The following is a 16,806-nucleotide window of genomic DNA, read 5'->3' on the forward strand; positions in this document are numbered from 1 at the left end:
GCGTCGGTCGGGACACGCCACCACCACACCCCCCACGGAAGACGGTGATCCTCATGTCCGAGCACCATCCGGCCCCGCCGCGTACGACGTCACCCGTCGGCAACGACCACCGGCGGCGACCCGCGGTGCTCGGTGCGGCGGGCGACGGATGGGTCGACTTCGACCTGCCCGGCGTGGCGATCGGCACCGCCGAGTACCCCGACGGCCCGACCGGCGTCACCGTGCTCAGCATCCCTGGCGGCGCGCGTACCGCCGTCGACAAGCGGGGCGGGGCCGTCGGGGTCAGCGGCGGCTTCCCGTACCACCACGCGTTGTGCTTCGCCGGCGGGTCGAGCTTCGGACTCGCCGCGGCGTCAGGTGTCTACGACGAACTGCTCCGCCGCACCGGCTACGCCACCGACTTCGGCAGCCTGCCGGTGGTGTCCGGGGCCGTCGTCTACGACTTCGCGCCCCGGGACAACGCCATCTACCCCGACGCCGGGCTCGGTGCCGACGGGCTGCGCGCGGTACGCGCCGACCGGGTGGCCGTCGGGCGGGTCGGCGCGGGTGTCGGCGCAACTGTCGGCAAGGTCGACAATGCCCGCGCCGAGTGGGGCGGGCAGGGTGCCGCCTTCGCCCGCGTCGGCGCGGCCCGGCTGCTGGTGCTGACCGTGGTCAACGCCATGGGGGTGATCGTCGACCGCGACGGCGGGATCGTGCGGGGCAACCTCGACCCGGCGACCGGCCGGCGTCGCCACCCGGCCGAGGACTACGCCGAGTTGGTCGCGGCGGCCACCCCGGACCCCGCGCCCACCGGCGGGAACACCACCCTGACCGCCGTGGTCACCAACGTCCGGATGACCGACACCGAACTCGCCCAGTTCGCCACCCAGGTGCACAGCTCCATGCACCGGGCCATCCAGCCGTTCCACACCATCGCCGACGGTGACACCCTGTTCGCCCTGACCACCGACGAGGTGACGATGCCCGCCCCGTCGCTGCGGCTGGGCACGGTCGCCGCCGAACTGGCCTGGGACGCCGTCCTCTCCAGCGTCAACGCCGCCTGACGACGACCCGTCCCGGTCGCCGGGCGATCAGACCGGGTTCAGTCGATTCCGTCGACCCCGCTGACGCTCTTGATCCAGCCGGCCAGGAAACCGGTGGGGACGGACAGTCCACCCAGCGCGTCGTCGGAGTGGGTGAACACGGCCTGGACGCGGTTGTTCTGCCAGACCGCCGCCCCGGAGTCGCCGTCCAGGGGGACCCCGTTGAGTCCCTCCAACTCCAGCTCCGACCCGATGGATCGCTCGACCCGCAGGTTGCACACCCGCAGGGTCGACGCCGGTGGCCCGTTCGTCTCGGTCTGCCCCCAGCCGCGGATGGCTACGGTGACCCCGGTCTTGAGCAGAGCCGTGTCTCGGCTGTAGGGAACGACGAGATTGCTCTGGGTGACGTTCGACGCCAGATGCAGGACCGCCATGTCGTAGCCCTTCGGCGCCGCCGCCGTGCCGTCGACGATGATGCGCTGACCGCTGCCGAGACGCTTGTCGCCCGCCTTGACCACGAGGCGGCTGCTGTGGAGGCAGTGTGCCGCGGTGAGCACGTAGCGCACATGGATGAGCGAGCCGGTACAGCGGAAGTCGGCCCCTCCGTTGTTCCAGATCTGCACCTGCCCGTGCAGTGACGACGTGGTGGTGCCGCCGGCGATCGCCGATGCGGGGGTCTGCGGACCGACCACCAGCACGGCTCCGCACAGCACGGCGAGAAAAGCTCTACGAAAGTGATTCACCGACACTCCTCCGTGCATGTGGAAACAGCAGACTCGCGGCAGAAATCGGGAGACGTGGATGGTGTGACGTGCGGTTGCCTACAGCAGGCACATCCCCGCCCGCCCGGCGCGGTCCGGGCACTCTCTCTGCACCCCGATGAGCCGAACGGTCCGACCGCGGTGTCAGCATGCCCGATCCAGGCACTGTCCACAATCACCACTGCGACTGACGCGCAACACGCGTGCTCCCGTCGCGGGAACCAGGCCGCGAGTTCCCGGCCGTCGTCGTCGCGACCGGCCGGTGACGAAGGCCCGCGAGACGCCTCTGCGGGACTACCGTTGTTCCGCATGACCCACCGGGAAGAGGAGATCACCGCGGAACTGGTCCAGGAGCTGGTTCGGGACCAACACCCCGACCTCGCCGGTCTTCCCGTCCGGCTGGGCGCACGCGGGTGGGACAACCAGATGTGGCGGCTCGGCGACGAGCTGGCTGTCCGGCTCCCCTGGGCGACCGACTGCGCGGACGCGCTGCTGCGCAAGGAGTTCACCTGGCTGCCCACCCTGGCCCCGCACCTTCCGCTGCCGGTCCCGGTACCGCAGCGCATCGGCACACCGTCCGACCGCTTCCCCCGGTTCTGGCTCGTCACCACCTGGGTGCCGGGTGTCCCCGCCGACCGGCACCCCGTCACCCGGGCCACCGACGCGGCGCACTCCCTGGCCACCTTCCTCACCGCACTGCACCAGCCTGCCCCCACCGGCGCTCCGACCGGCGGCAGTCGGGGCGGCCCGTTGACCGACCACACCGAGGGATTCACCGCAGCGCTCACCGACGCCACCGGACGGGGCCTGATCCCCGACCCGGACGCCGTGCACGCCGTCTGGCACGACGCCGTCACCGCACCTGCCTGGGCAGGCCCGTTGCGCTGGCTGCATGCCGACCTGCACCCGGCCAACGTCCTCACCACCGACGGCACCCTCTGCGGCGTGATCGACTTCGGCGACCTCGGCACGGGCGATCCCGCCTACGACCTCGCCGCCGGATGGCTCCTGCTACCCGACCACGGCATCGACCACTTCCTCGGGGCCTACCAGCCGGCACCCGACACCGCCACCGTCCGTCGTGCCCGGGGGTGGGCCATGGCACGCGCCCTCGGTGGCATCCTGATCGGCGATGCCGGTGTCCACCACCGTCGCGGCGGCAAACCGTCCTGGGGTCCTCCCGCTCACGCCGCCATGCGACGCCTCACCCGCCACCACCGGTAGTCGGCCGTCGGAACAGCGTCACGGGACGAAGCTGGCGTGATAGGACGCCGCCATGTCCTCGTCGCCGTGACCCTGCGCGGCCGCGCGCCGGAACCGCTCCGCACCGGCGGCCAGGACGTCGAGGCGTACCCCGTGGTCCTCGCCGGCCGCGACGATCAGCCGGGCGTCCTTCTCGGCGGTCTCCACCGCGAAGCTCGCCGGCGACAGCCGGCCCTGCCGCACCAGGTCGGTCTTGGCGTGCAGGTAGCCCATGTCCAGCGGGCCGCCCTCGATCACCGCGAAGAAGCGGTCCGGGTCGACGCCGAGCGCCCCGGCCAACGCCAGCGTCTCGACCGCGCCGTGCGTCACCGTCAGGACCCAACTGTTCGCCACCAGCTTCAACCGCGTGCCGTCGCCCCGCGCGCCGTCCTCACCCAGCCACACCACCCGGGCCGCGATCGCGTCGAACACCGCGGTGAGCCTCTCCCGGCCGGTCTGCGGCCCGGCGGCGAGCACGGTCAATTGGCCGGCCTCGGCGGGCTGCCGGGTGCCGAGCACCGGCGCGTCGTAGAACGCCACCCGGTGCTCGGCGGCGACCTCGGCGAGCCCGGCCGTGTCGGCCAGGCCCACCGTGGTCGTCTGCAACCAGGCCGCGCCCGGCCTCAGCCCCGGTGCGGCCCGCCCGATCACGTCGCGGACGGTCGCCCCGTCGTACAGCATCGTGATGATCACGTCGGCGTCGCGTACGGCGTCGGCCGGGGTGTCCGCCACGGTCGCACCGGTGGCCGCCGCCTTGTCCGGGGACCGGTTCCACACGCGGACGACGTGTCCCGCCCGGACGAGATTGCGGGCCATGGCGGCGCCCATGATGCCCGCGCCCAGCACCCCTACGGTCAACTCGTCGGTCATGGGTCCATCCTCGCCCACGACCGGTCGCCTCACGTGGGTCGGCGCGGCGTCCGCGCGTCTGTCACCCCCGTCCGAGTACGTGGGTCAGGTATTCCCTGCGGTTCAGGGGGTTGCCGTCGGTGCGTGGTCGGACGGGTGGGGTGCCGGTGGTGCGGCGGTGGCCGGTGAGGGTGGAGACGAAGACACCTTCCCCGTGGGACAGGCCCGGTAGCTGCCGTTCGATGTCGTGGACGTTGCTCGCGGGGATCGTGCCCTGCAGGTGGCTGACCGGTCCGTGGGTGTCGCACCGGTCGACGACCGCGCGGGCGGCGACGAGCCGGGAGGTGACCGCGTGGACGGTGTCGTCGGGTACTTCCAGCTCGAACCGGTTCACCGGCTCGTGGACCGTGGTCCCCGCCGTGCGTAGGGCGGCCATCAGCACCAGTGGGGTGAGCCTGCGGAAGTCCCCGGCGGAGGTGATCGGGCTGGAGTACGCGGTGTCGGTCAGCGTGACGACGCAGTCGACGACCTCCCAGCCGAACAGTCCCTGCCGCAACGTGCGGCGGACGGTCTCCTCGATCGCCTTGTGGAAGGCGGCGGGCAGTCCACCGGGTTCGACGGCGATCCGGTACCGCACCCCGGTGCCGGGGGCGCCCGGTTCGATCCGCAGGCCGACGGTGGCGGCGAACTCGTTCTGCCAGATCACCTCCAATCCGTGACCGGTGCCCTCGACCTTCTCGACGTACACCGTGGTGGTTTCCTCGAAGGTCATCTCGATGCCGTGCCGGTCCAGCATCAGGCCCTTGACGACCTCGCGTTGGACCTCGCCGTAGAGCGCCACCGAGATGGTCCGGTCGGTCTCGTTGCGGCGCACGTTGATCAGCGGGTCCTCCTCGGCCAGACGGAGCAGGTGCTGGTAGAACTGCGCGTTCTGTTCGGGTCGGGCGGCCCGGACGACGGTCTCCAGGCTGGGTGGCGCGAAGAAGCCGCCGCTGGGGAGCCCGTCGGGTGAGCCGAGCTGGTCGCCGACCCGCACCTGCGCCAGCCCGTACACGGTGGCGATGTCGCCCGGTCCGGCCGCCGTCTCACGGGTGGTGGTGCCGTGCGCGAAGACCCGTACCGACGTCACCTTGCCGACTCCCTCGACCACCCCGCCGGTGCGGGCGCGGCGGTAGGTGTCGACCGGTTCCCGGGCGGCGAGCCGGCCGGAGTACACCCGAGCGTAGGCGACCTTCTCCCCGCCGGGCGCCCAGTCGATTTTGAAGACGCTCGCCCGCAGCCGCGCCGACGGGTCGCCGGCCGAGGGCGGGAGGAGTTCCCTGATGGCGCGGAGCAGGTCGTCCACGCCCTCACCGGTCACGGCCGAGCCGAAGTACACCGGTACCACCTGCGCCTGGCGTACCTGACGCACCAGCTCCGCGCGGTAGTCGCGGTCGGTGAGCTGCGTGGTGTCACTGAGGTACGACTCGAGGAAGGTGTCGCTGACTTCGGCCAGCAGGTCGGCCACCGACGCGGCGCGTTCCCCCTCGGACAGCGGCAGGGGCATCGACCGCGCCTGCGCGGTGCCGGAACCGGTCACCGTGCTCATCGCCAGCCGGCGGGGAGTGAGTTTCCGCCCGATGTCGTCCAGCAGTTCGTGGTAGCGGGCACCACCGCGGTCGATCTTGTTGGCGAAGATGAGGACGGGAATCCGCAGGCGGGTCAGCGTCCGCATGAGAATGTGGGTCTGCGCCTGCACCCCTTCGACGGACGACACCACCAGAACGGCCCCGTCGAGCACCCGCAACGCCCGTTCCACCTCGGCGATGAAATCCGGGTGCCCCGGTGTGTCGATCAGATTGACCTGGAGACCGTCGATGGTGAACGACACCACCGCCGACCGGATGGTGATCCCACGACGTCGCTCCATCTCCATGGAGTCGGTCTGGGTGCTTCCGGCGTCGACGCTTCCGACCTGGTCGATGACGCCGGTGTGATGAAGAAGCCGTTCGGTCAGGCTCGTTTTTCCCGCGTCAACATGCGCGACGATCCCGATATTGAGGGAGCCCATTGATGAATGCCACCCTGGGGTAGATAGCCGACATGACCGTCCCGTCTGGTGCTCCGGACTGTCGGCGCATCCCACTCTCCTTACCGGGATCAGGGTGAAATGGTGAGCTACCCGAGCCGGAGCCTACCACCGGGGCCACCACGCGACGTCCGCATTCGAGTGCCGTCGATGTCGTTTCGCGGGCCGGGAAGTCCGGTGCGCGGACGCCCGGCAGTCCAGGGTGTCGGTGCCCGGCCCGGCGGTGTCCCACCTCTCGAGATTGACGTCCACCAGGCTGGACTCCGCCGACGGGACGAGTCGCTCGTCCACCCCGCCGTTGCGCAGGTACGCGGCGTCGCCGTCGGTCCAGAACACGTCCCCGGTGAACGGGTCCGCCGAGGCGGCCACGGTGACGGCGGTCCCCACCCGCAGGGCCACGTTGACCGCGACCAGCATGTTCCGTACGGCGAAGTTCAGCGTTCCGCACAGGGGATCGACCAGCCAGGTGCGGCCGTTGTCCGCCGGGGCGGTGCGTCCGCTCTCCTCGCCCGGCACGGCGTCGTCCGGTCGCGCGGCACGCAGGACGTCGATGATGGCCTGCTCGGCGTCGAGGTCGGCGGCGGTGGCGAAATCGCCCCCGGCCTTGTCGAAGCGTGTCAGCGCGGAACCGTGGTAGAGCGGACGATCGCGGCACCGGCCTGCGCCGCATCGATGGCCAGGGTGGAGTCGGTGATCGACATGGATGCAGGGTAGGCGCTGCCGGGCCGCGATCGCCCGGCCCTTGATCGTGTCGAGCGCCCGCCCCGGAAATGCCGACCCCCATCGGCGGCTTCGTGTCCGGCGGCCGTCATCAGCCGCGTCTGCCCCGCTCATTGCGGGTTTCAGGAAGATCGCATTGATTGATCAATGGCAATTGATCAAGATATGTCCCGGTGGTTGGTATGACGTTCGACCAGGCTTTCCCTGTCGCCCTGTTGATGCTTGCGGTCCCGCTGCGCTTTGTTATACATTCCAAACGGTCCGTGAGGGCCGGTGTTACGTCAGACGTGCGTCCACCGCAACGACGCGACCGGCGCAGGCAGCGAGGATGGGACACAGTTACGGGGGGCAATAAGGGTCCATCGTCGACGGCGACCGCGGGATAACCTCCCGAGCGGTGACCTGCGCGTATGCGGTCAGGCCGTCAGGCGTGTGGTAAGTGGCATGGCAGACGTCCACAGTCGTGGCGATCACCCTGGGATAATCGTCGCCTGATCCATCGCCTGGAACGTCATCTGCGGTATCCGTGCAGCCTCCGGCGGCCGGGAAAGTATCGATCTCCAATTGCTCGGACGTTTCGACGCGCAATATCGGCGCGCGTGCGCCCACCGCATTCCGCTGGGTCGCTCCGCAATTGCTGGTGCCGCGTCACTATCTGCATGAACAGCCGGCACAAGGCTGCCCGCATTGTGGACACGAGGAGACGACATGACGCCACCCCCTGCCGGGCCGATGGCCGACCCGGACGCCCCGGCGGACACGGACACCCCGGCCGACACGGGCGCAGCGGCCGACGTGGACGCCCCGGCGAGAGCGCTGGACCTGGACGGCGAGCCGCAGCGGCACATCGCGGCGCTGGCCGCACGGCTCGGCGGCAGCGGGACCGACGTGCTGGTGGCGGCCGTCGGCACGCTGCTGATGCGGTACACCCGCCGCACCGGGGTCACGGTGGCGCTGCGGGAACCGGACACCGCCACGACGTCGGCCCACCCGGTGACGTTCCCGGTCGACCCACAGGACCGGTTCGGCGCGCTGGTGAAGACGATCGAGTCGACCAGACGCTCCACCGGGGCCGACGGGCCGGTCCCGGCGGGACCGCCGGGCTCCGGTGCCCCGGAACCGGTCGCGGTCGTCGCCGGTCCGGGTGGATCAGTCGGGGCCCGGGTCGTGCTGGTCCCCGCGCAGTGGCCCCGGGTGCCGGCCGGACAACTCGCCCGGCACCTGGCCACCCTCCTGCGGGAGGCTGCCGTGGACCCGGACCGGCAGGTGGTCGACCTGCCCCTCCTCGACGCCGACGAACTGCTGGCGGTCATCGAGGACGCCAACCGGACCGTGGTGTCCCGTCCCGACCGCAGCACCGTGGCCGAGCGGGTCCGCCGGTGGGCCGACCGCCAGCCCGACGAGCCGGCCGTCGTCGCCGGTGACCGCCGGCTGAGCTACGCCGAGTTGCTGGCCGCCGCCACCCGGGTCGCCACCACCCTGCGGGGGTACGGGGTGGAGCGCGGCGACCTGGTGGGGCTGCTCCTGGACCGGTCGCCGGAACTGGTGACCTGCGCGCTGGGGGTGCTGCTCGCCGGCGGCGGGTACGTCGGCCTGGACCGGGACGAACCGACCGCCCGGCTGGCCACGATGCTGGCCGACGCCGACTGCCGGGTGCTGGTCACCGGACCCGGGGCGGCGCTACCCGACGACGGCGTCCCCCCGGCCACCCGGGTGGTCACCGTCGAGACGCTGCTGACGCCGCCCGCCGATCCCGGCACGTCGACCCCGGAGGCCGGGACGCCACCGGTCGCCTCCACCGGGGACGTCTGCTACGTCACCTTCACCTCCGGGTCCACCGGCCGGCCCAAGGCGGTGCTGGTGCCGCACGACGGGGTGGCCAACCTGGTCGACTGGTACCGGGAGACCTTCGAGGTCCGCCCCGGCGACCGGATGCCGCAACTGGCCCGGCCCTCCTTCGACGGCTGGGGCCTGGAGGTGTGGCCCTGCCTCGCCAACGGCGGCACCCTGCACCTGGTGGACCGCCGGCGGCTGGACTCGCCGACGGAGTTCGGCGACTGGCTGGTGGAGCGGGGCATCACGGTCTGCTTCCTGACCACCGTGCTGGCCCGGGAACTGTTCACCTACCCCTGGCCGGCCGACCGGACCCGGCTGCGGCACCTGCTGCTCGGCGGCGAGAAGCTGCACCGCTACCCGCCGGCCGGGCTGCCGTTCCGGCTCTACAACGTCTACGGCCCGACCGAGACCACGATGCTCGCCACCTGCGGGGAGATGGACCCGGCCGACCCGCACGACGTCACCCCGCCGATCGGCCGTCCGCTGGACAACGTCCGCGCGTACGTGCTGGACGAGCGGGAACGTCCCGTGCCGGCCGGTGCCGTGGGTGAGCTGTACCTGGGCGGCACGGGCGTGGCCCGTGGCTACCTCGGCCGGCCGGAGCTGACCGGGCAGCGGTTCCGGCCCGACCCGTTCACCGGGCCGCCGGGCCGGATGTACGCCACCGGGGACCTGGTCCGCCGGCTGCCCGGCGGCGACCTGGCCTTCGTCGGGCGGGCCGACGACCAGGTCAAGGTGCGGGGCTTCCGGATCGAGCTGGGTGAGATCGAGGTGGCGCTGCGGGCGCTGCCCGAGGTCCGCGACGCCGCCGTGGTCGTCCGGCCCGGTTCGCCGCAGGACGCCACAGCCGACCGGCTGATCGGGTACGTCGTACCCGCCGATCCGACGCGACCGCCCCGGGCCGACCGGCTCCGCGAGGAGCTCGGCCGGGTCCTCCCGCCGTTCATGGTGCCGCACCTGTTCGGGTGCCTCGACGCCGTCCCGCTGACCCCGCACGGCAAGGTGGCCCGGGAGGAGCTGAGCCGGCGGCCCCTGCCCGTCCCGGCGGCGGACCCGCCCGGGACCGCGCCGGCCGGCCCGGCCGGGCTCAGCCCGGTGGAGCAGCTGCTGGTCGAGCTGTGGCGGGAGACGCTCGACATCGACACGGTCGACCGCGAGGACAGCTTCTTCGACCTGGGTGGCGACTCGTTGCAGGCCATGCGGGTCGCCGCGCGGGCCCGGGAACGCGGCCTGCACTTCGGGGCCGAGGACCTTTTCGAACACGAGATCCTGCACGAGTTGGCGGACGCGCTCCAGCAGCGCGGCGGACCGGACCGGAGGACGCGGTGACCGCGAACGGTGTGACCACGACGGATGTCCCGACCCGGGCCGGAGTACGCACGGTGGCCCTGGTGGAGCTGCCGCTCTACCCGAACAGCCTGCCGCTGACGTCGGGCTACCTGCAGGCGTACGCGCAGCAGGACCCGACGGTCGCCGCCGGCTACGCGTTCCGCATCCACGCCCGGCCGGTCACCGATCCCCTCGACGAGTTGGCCGCCGACCTGCTGGCGCAGCGGGCCGACGTGTACGCGCTGAGCTGCTACCTGTGGAACATGCGCCGGATGCGGGACCTGCTCGACCGGCTGCTGGCCGAACGCCCCGACGCGCAGTACATCCTCGGTGGGCCCCAGGTGATGAACCACGCCCCGGAGTACGTGCCGCCGCACCGGGAGAACGTGCTGGTCTGCAACGGGGAGGGGGAGCGGACGTTCGCCGCCTACCTGCGGGAGCTGCTGCGGGACCGGCCCGACTTCGACGCCGTGCCCGGGGTCAGCTTCTGGCGGGACGGCGAACTGGTCACCACCGACAAGCCGCCCCGGTTCACCGACCTCAACGAGATCCCCTCGCCGTACGACGCGGGGATCTTCGACGGCGGCGAGTACACCTTCGCGGTGGTGGAGACGAACCGGGGCTGCCCGTTCCGGTGCACCTACTGCTACTGGGGCGCCGCCACCAACGACAAGGTGCACCGCTGGGACCTCGACCGGGTGCTGCGGGACCTCAGCTGGGTCAGCCGCAACGGCGTGGAGAGCATCTTCATCGCGGACGCCAACTGGGGCGCGCTGCCCCGCGACGTCGAGCTGACCCGGCACCTGGTGCGGGGCAAGCAGGAGCACGGCTACCCGCTGATGATCTCGATGCAGGCGGCGAAGAACCGGCCGGACCGGGTCACCGAGATCACCGAGATCCTGGTCGAGGGCGGGCTGCTGGCCAGCCAGCCGGTCTCGTTGCAGACCGTCAGCCAGGACACGCTGCGGATCGTGGAGCGGGCCAACATCAAGGAGTCCACGTACGTGGAACTCCAGCAGAAGCTGCACGACAAGGGGATCAGCTCGTACACCGAGCTGATCTGGCCGTTGCCCGGGGAGACGCTGGACTCCTTCCGCGACGGCATCGCCCGGCTCTGCCGCTCGGGCGCGGACGTGATCGTGACGTACCCCCAGCTGCTGCTGCACAACACCCCGATGTACCAGCGCCGCGACGAGCTGGGCGTCATCACCGTCCGGGTGGACGACGAGGTGGCCGAGGCCGACGTGGTGGTCGGCACCCGGTGGGTCACCCCGGAGGAGTTCCGTGAGGGCGCCTGGTTCTACTACGCGGTGGTGAGCCTCTACAACGGCCGGGTCGCCTTCCACCTGGCCCGGGAGCTGGACCGCACCGGCCGGTGCGGCTACCGGGACTTCCTCGCCGCCGCAGCCGCCTACTACCAGCGGCGCGTCGACAACCCGGTCTGCGCGTTCTTCGCCGAGTCGGTGGCCGGGCTGGGCAACTACGACATCAACAACATCGGCAAGGCGCTGCACCTGGTGCTGCACGAACACCGCGCCGAGATGGACGAGCTGCTCGCCGACTTCGCCGGCGAGCAGGGCTGGCTCGACGAGCCGACCCTGCGGGCGGCCTTCGAGCTGGACCTGGTCGGCCGGCCGTACGTCTACCGGGAGCCGGTGGTGGCACCCTCGGTGCCGTTGGAGCACCTGCGCATCCTCGGGCAGGGGCGCTACCACCTGGACGTGGAGCTGCCGGCCTGGGCGGCGGCCGGGTTGGCGCTGGACACCGGCGACGCCGACCCGGTACGGCTGCGGGTCGACCACGTCGGACGGCGCAAGATGCCGTACCCCCGGCACCGCAGCATCGACCACAACGCCGCGTACTGCCAGGCCATGATGAACCGGCTGCGGGACCTGCTGCCGGCCTGGACCGTACCGGCCGCCGCGGTCTCGTCGTGATCACCTCGGCGCCGCCCCGGGACATCTTCGACGACGACCACCGCGCCTACCGCGACCTGGTCCGTACCTTCATCGACAAGGAGATCCTGCCGAACTACCCGCGCTGGGAGTCCGACGGGCTGACCGACCGCGAGGTGTGGCTGCGCGCGGGCCGGCACGGGCTGCTCGGCATCGACGTCGACCCGGAGTACGGCGGCGGCGGCAACCCCGACTACCGGTTCCACGTGGTGCTCTCCGAGGAACTGGCGCGGGCCGGCGTGCACGCCCCCGCCCTGCCGTTGCACAACGAGATCGTCGGGCCGTACCTGCGGACCCTCTCCTCGGCCGAGCAGCGTCGGCGCTGGCTGCCCGGGTTCTGCGCCGGCGAGCTGATCGGGGCGATCGCCATCACCGAGCCGGAGGCCGGCAGCGACCTGGGCAACATCCGCAGCACGGCCGTCCGGCGGGGTGACCACTACCTGCTCAACGGGCAGAAGACGTTCATCTCCAACGGCCACCTCGCCGACCTGCTGCTGGTCGTGGCCCGCACCGGCGACGCCGGGCTCAGCATGCTGGTGGTGGAACGGGACATGCCGGGCTTCGAGCGGGGCCGCCGGATCGGCAAGCTCGGCATGAAGGCGCTGGACACCGTGGAGTTGTACTTCCACGACGTGCCGGTGCCGGTGGCGAACCTGCTCGGCCGGGAGGGCAGGGCCACCGGCTACCTGCTGCGCCACCTGCGTCAGGAACGCATGTGGATCGCGGTGGCCGCGCTGGCCGCAGCCGAGCGGGTGTTCGAGGAGACGCTGGGCTACACCCGGCAGCGGCAGGTCTTCGGCCAGTCCGTCGGGCGGCACCAGCACAACCGGTTCCTGCTCGCCGAACTGGCGACCGCGCTGGCCGTGGCGCGGTCGTTCACCGACCGGTGCGTCACCGAGTTCGCCGCCGGCCGGCTGACCACCGAGTCGGCGGCCATGGCGAAGTGGTGGAACACCGAACTGTGCCAGCGGGTGGTGGACCGCTGCCTGCAACTGCACGGCGGTTACGGCTTCACCACCGAGTTCCCGGTGGCGCGGGCGTTCGTCGACACCCGGGTGCAGACGATCTACGGCGGCACCACCGAGGTGATGAAGGAAATGATCGGCAACTCGCTGTGCTGACCGTCCCGTCGTCGGACCGTACCGAGCGGAAGGGATTTCCGGCATGCCCGGCCCCACCTGGTACCTGACCTACCAACCCCGCCCGGCGGCGGCGGTACGGCTGTACTGCCTGCCCTGCGCCGGTGGTGGCGCCTCGATGTTCCGCCGCTGGGCCGGCCTGCTGCCGGACTGGGTGGAGCTGCGCGCCGTGCGCCTGCCGGGCCGGCAGGGGCGGCACCGGGAACCGTCGTTCACCGACTGCCACCGGGGGGCCGAGGCGCTGGCGGACGCACTGGCCGGGCCGCTCGCCGCCGAACCACCGGGCGGGTACGCCATCTTCGGCCACAGCATGGGCGCGATGCTCGGCTACCTGCTGATCCGGCTGCGGCAGCGTGCCGGGCTGCCGCCCCCGGCGCTGTTCGCGGCGGCCTCCTGGCCGGTGGCCGGCGCCGCACCCGGGGTCATGCCCGACCCGGCGGACTCCGACGAGGACTTCTGCGCCACGCTGCGCACCCTGGGCGGCGTACCGCCGGAGATGCTCGACGATCCGCAGATGCTCCGGTTGACGCTGCCCATCCTGCGGGCCGACTTCCAGCTCTGCCGCTCCTACCGGTACCGGCCGGACGGGCCGCTGCCGTGCCCGGTGGCGGCCTTCGGCGGGATCGAGGACCGGGTCACCCCGCCCGAGGGGCTGGCCGAGTGGAAGCAGCACAGCGCCGACTTCCGGGGCCTGCGGCTCTTCGACGGCGGCCACTTCTTCTTCCAGGACCGGCCGGAGGACCTGGTGACGGCGGTGACGACGGAACTGGCGGCGGCCACGGCGACGGGCGGGACGAACCGATGATCGTGATCGACGGCGGGACGGTGCGTCGGCTGCTGCCGATGGCCGACGCGGTGGACCTGATGCGGGACACGTTCCGCCGGTACAGCGGCGGGCGGGTGGTGCAACCCGTGCGGCACATGGTGCGCAGCCCCGGCGGGGAGGTGCTCGCGGTGATGCCGGCGCACGTCGCCGCCCCCGACCCCGGCACGGCGCAGCCGCACGCCGGGTACGGGCTGAAGACCGTGCTGATCAAACCGGACAACGCCGACCGTGGTCTGCCCGTACACGTGGGTCTGGTGCTGGTCTTCGACCCGGACACCGGGCTGCCGGCGGCGCTGATCGACGCCGCCGCGCTGACCGCGATCCGTACCGCGGCGGCGTCCGCCGCGGCCACCGACGCCCTGGCCCGCCCCGACGCCACCGTGCTGGCGGTGCTCGGTGCCGGGGTGCAGGCCCGCAGCCACCTGCGGGCGATCGCTGTCGTACGCCCGGTCAAGGAGGTACGGGTCTGGAACCACCGCCCGGCGTCGGCGCACGCCCTCGCCGACTGGGCCCGCGACCAGTTGGACCTGGACGTGACGGTCGCCGGCACCGTGCCGGCGGCGGTGGCCGACGCCGACGTGATCTGCACGGTGACCGCCGCCTGCGAACCGGTGCTGCCGGCCGCGCCGGTGGCCGCCGGGACGCACATCAACGCCGTGGGCTCCTCCTTCGCCCACCGCCGGGAACTCGCCGGTGACCTGGTGGGGCGCTGCGCGGTCTTCGTGGACAGCCGCGAGTCGGCCCGAGCCGAGGCCGGTGACCTGCTGCTCGCGGCGCGGGAGGGTCACTTCCGGATCGAGGCGGTCCGGGCCGAGGTCGGTGAGGTCCTCGGCGGGGACCACCCCGGCCGGTCCAGCGCCGGGGAGATCACCCTGTTCAAGTCGCTCGGCCTGGCGGCGCAGGACGTCGTCACCGGATTCGCGGTCTACCGGCGGGCGGTGGCCGCCGGCGTCGGCCAGCGGGTGGAGCTGCGCGGGGACGGTTCGTGACGGCCCTGGACGCCCTGGGGTGCGGTCAGCCCGCCGTGCCACCGCCGCCCGGTCCGCCGGCGGTGACCGCGGGCGTCGGGGCGGCCGGCACGGTCGGGGCGGACCGGCGGCGGCGGGACCGCCCGCCGAGCAGGTATCCGGCGAAGCCGACGGCCAGCCAGGCCAGCGCGCCGAGGATTCCGGTGGGGCCGCTCGCGACCAGGAAGACCGCGCAGATGAGGAAGGCCAGCGGGATGACCACCGGGGCCAGCGGGGTCCGGAAGCCGGGAACGGTGCGCGTCCGGCGGCGCAGCACCACCAGCGCGACCAGCGGCAGCATGAAGTGCACCACGTAGAGGAAGCCGCCGATCGCCGCGGCGACCGGCACCGACACGGCCAGGGCGACCACCGCGAGCACCCCGCTGCTGAACAGCACGGCCGCCCAGGGGGTGCCGGTCCGGCCACCGACCTTGCTGAGCTGGCGGGGCAGCAGGCCGTCGCGGGCCATCGCGAAGGCGATCCGGGACATCACCACCAGCACCGCGTTGCTCGTCGCCGCCGTGGTGAAGACCGCCACCACGGCGACCAGCCGCTGCCCGGTCGGGCCCGCGAACGCCTCGGCCGCGGTGGCCAGGGGCGCGGCCGAGCGGCCCAGGGTGCCGGCCGAGACCACCCCGACCGAGACGACGGAGATCAGCAGGTACACGCCGAGCACGGCGAGCAGGGTGAACAGGATCGCCCTGGGCAGCGTCCGTTCCGGGTCCTTGATCTCCTCACCGGCCGCGGCGATCATGTCGAACCCCGCGTACGCGAGGAAGGCGAACAACGCCGCCGTCACCACGCCGCCGACGCCGTGCGGGGCGAACGGGGTGAACCGGTCCAGGTCGACGTGCGGGAGCCCGACCGCGCCGAAACCCAGCAGGGCGACCGCGGTCAGTCCCACCACGAGGCTCTGGGCCAGCCCGGCCAGGCGCATGCCGGCGACGTTGACGGCGGTGCTCGCGGCGATCACCACCAGCGCGCCGATGGGTTGCGGCAGGCCGGTCAGGCTGTGCAGGTAGCCACCGAAGCCGAGGGTGATGAAGCCGCTCATGAAGACGTAGGAACCCCAGAACCCCCAGCCCATCAGGAAGGACAGGTGCGGGCCGAGGGCGGCCCGGACGAAGGCGTAGCCCCCGCCGGCGCGCGGGAACCGGCTGGCCAGTTCGGCGTAGGGCAGCGCGATGAGCACGGCGGCGGCGAACGCGAGGACGAAGGCGAGCGGCGCGGCCGGGCCGGCCTCACCCACGGTGGTGCCGACCAGGACGAAGATCCCGCCGCCGATGGTGCCGCCGACCCCGAGGGCGACCGCTTCTCTCAGCCCGAGCTCCCGCCGAAGCTGCGCATTATCCGCCATACCATCATTCTTTATGCATAAGCGTGCAAGAGGCAAGGGAAATCACTTTACGGACGAACCCGATCTTCCACAGAGGATGGTAGCGGTGGTCGGCACGCCCATGGGGGCGTGATCGGTGACCGCGCCGCCGGTGCCGTGTCCGGGAACGGCGCGCAGGCCCGTCGACCAGCGCGGGTGTCGCCGGTCCGTGTGCGGCGAGCTGGGTCGGCGGGCTTTCCGCCCGTGGGCCGGGATCTCGTGCCGGCCGTGGCCGGGTAGGTGACCGAACCGACCGCATCCATTTTCGTCGCCCCGGAGTATCGGCGGCCGGACATATTCGACCGAGGCTGCACCGCCCTATTCCAGCCCGGCGGCGGGTGTGTCGTTTCCGGCTTTGTCGCGCATTCGACACGCTTCCGCCGGCGCGCGACGACCCTCCAGCGTGCCCCCGCCGGGGGCGGGTCGGTGTCGCCGCCGCCGACGCGGTCAGGCGCGCGGCGATCACCCGCATGCTGGGACGCGATTCGCGGAGGTGGTTCACCGTATGTGCGTGACCAGGGCAAAGGGGTGGTTTCCCGACCTGCGGTATCCGGGTTCGGGCCGGTCGCACCCGAGCTGGACCGGTGACATTGAGTAATCCGATGTTGACTTTCCGCTGAGAACAGTCTTGCCATCCTTCGTCTGCCGCTCCTAGGCTGGGCTGCGGCGTCGGG

Annotated in this window: 11 protein-coding genes and 1 pseudogene; 7 read left to right on the forward strand and 5 right to left on the reverse strand. The window is 72.2% G+C overall.

Features of this window, described 5'->3' with window-relative positions:
• Nucleotides 1–53: 53 nt before the first annotated feature.
• Nucleotides 54–1,046, forward strand: coding sequence for a P1 family peptidase (locus FJK98_RS13105; protein WP_145919259.1), 993 nt, complete (start codon nt 54–56; stop codon nt 1,044–1,046).
• A 38-nt stretch (nt 1,047–1,084) separates the two neighbouring features.
• Here the strand turns inward: FJK98_RS13105 and FJK98_RS13110 are convergent, their stop codons facing one another.
• Complete coding sequence (locus tag FJK98_RS13110; RefSeq protein ID WP_168222449.1) at nt 1,085–1,768, reverse strand: trypsin-like serine protease; 684 nt, start codon at nt 1,766–1,768, stop codon at nt 1,085–1,087.
• A 327-nt stretch (nt 1,769–2,095) separates the two neighbouring features.
• Between FJK98_RS13110 and FJK98_RS13115 the strand changes: the two genes are divergently transcribed.
• Nucleotides 2,096–3,010 carry an aminoglycoside phosphotransferase family protein gene (locus tag FJK98_RS13115; protein WP_145919261.1) on the forward strand — a complete coding sequence of 305 codons (915 nt, stop codon included), beginning with the start codon at nt 2,096–2,098 and terminating at the stop codon, nt 3,008–3,010.
• A gap of 18 nt (nt 3,011–3,028) precedes the next feature.
• On the opposite strand, the gene FJK98_RS13120 is transcribed toward FJK98_RS13115, so the two are convergent.
• The 3 genes and pseudogenes from FJK98_RS13120 to FJK98_RS13130 form a co-directional block, all read right to left on the reverse strand.
• Entirely contained in the window at nt 3,029–3,898 is an 870-nt protein-coding gene (locus FJK98_RS13120) for an NAD(P)-dependent oxidoreductase (RefSeq protein WP_145919262.1), read from the reverse strand.
• Between the two features lie 61 nt (nt 3,899–3,959).
• Nucleotides 3,960–5,927, reverse strand: coding sequence for a translation factor GTPase family protein (locus tag FJK98_RS13125; protein WP_145919263.1), 1,968 nt, complete (start codon nt 5,925–5,927; stop codon nt 3,960–3,962).
• Nucleotides 5,928–6,179: 252 nt separating this feature from the next.
• Nucleotides 6,180–6,646: pseudogene (locus FJK98_RS13130) on the reverse strand (inositol monophosphatase); the annotation flags it as partial.
• A gap of 727 nt (nt 6,647–7,373) precedes the next feature.
• On the opposite strand from FJK98_RS13130, the gene FJK98_RS13135 reads away from it, so the two are divergent.
• The 5 genes from FJK98_RS13135 to FJK98_RS13155 are packed head-to-tail and all read left to right on the forward strand — an operon-like array spanning nt 7,374 to nt 14,739.
• Nucleotides 7,374–9,830, forward strand: coding sequence for an amino acid adenylation domain-containing protein (locus FJK98_RS13135; protein ID WP_145919264.1), 2,457 nt, complete (start codon nt 7,374–7,376; stop codon nt 9,828–9,830).
• The gene (locus FJK98_RS13140; RefSeq protein WP_145919265.1) at nt 9,827–11,767 is read left to right on the forward strand and encodes a B12-binding domain-containing radical SAM protein; all 1,941 of its coding nucleotides are present in this window, start codon (nt 9,827–9,829) and stop codon (nt 11,765–11,767) included. Before FJK98_RS13135 ends, FJK98_RS13140 begins: the two co-directional genes overlap by 4 nt.
• Nucleotides 11,764–12,906 carry an acyl-CoA dehydrogenase family protein gene (locus FJK98_RS13145; protein ID WP_194821223.1) on the forward strand — a complete coding sequence of 381 codons (1,143 nt, stop codon included), beginning with the start codon at nt 11,764–11,766 and terminating at the stop codon, nt 12,904–12,906. Before FJK98_RS13140 ends, FJK98_RS13145 begins: the two co-directional genes overlap by 4 nt.
• A 43-nt stretch (nt 12,907–12,949) precedes the next feature.
• Nucleotides 12,950–13,729: a thioesterase II family protein gene (locus FJK98_RS13150; protein WP_145919266.1), complete on the forward strand. Its 780-nt coding sequence runs from the start codon at nt 12,950–12,952 to the stop codon at nt 13,727–13,729.
• Nucleotides 13,726–14,739, forward strand: a complete 1,014-nt coding sequence (locus FJK98_RS13155; RefSeq protein WP_145919267.1) for an ornithine cyclodeaminase family protein — start codon at nt 13,726–13,728, stop codon at nt 14,737–14,739. The genes FJK98_RS13150 and FJK98_RS13155 overlap by 4 nt, the downstream gene beginning before the upstream one ends.
• 25 nt (nt 14,740–14,764) lie before the next feature.
• Here FJK98_RS13155 and FJK98_RS13160 read toward each other — a convergent pair whose 3' ends face one another.
• Entirely contained in the window at nt 14,765–16,114 is a 1,350-nt protein-coding gene (locus tag FJK98_RS13160; protein ID WP_145919268.1) for an APC family permease, read from the reverse strand.
• Nucleotides 16,115–16,806 lie beyond the last annotated feature (692 nt).

Source organism: Micromonospora sp. HM134 (assembly GCF_007833915.1).
Taxonomy (GTDB): domain Bacteria; phylum Actinomycetota; class Actinomycetes; order Mycobacteriales; family Micromonosporaceae; genus Micromonospora; species Micromonospora wenchangensis.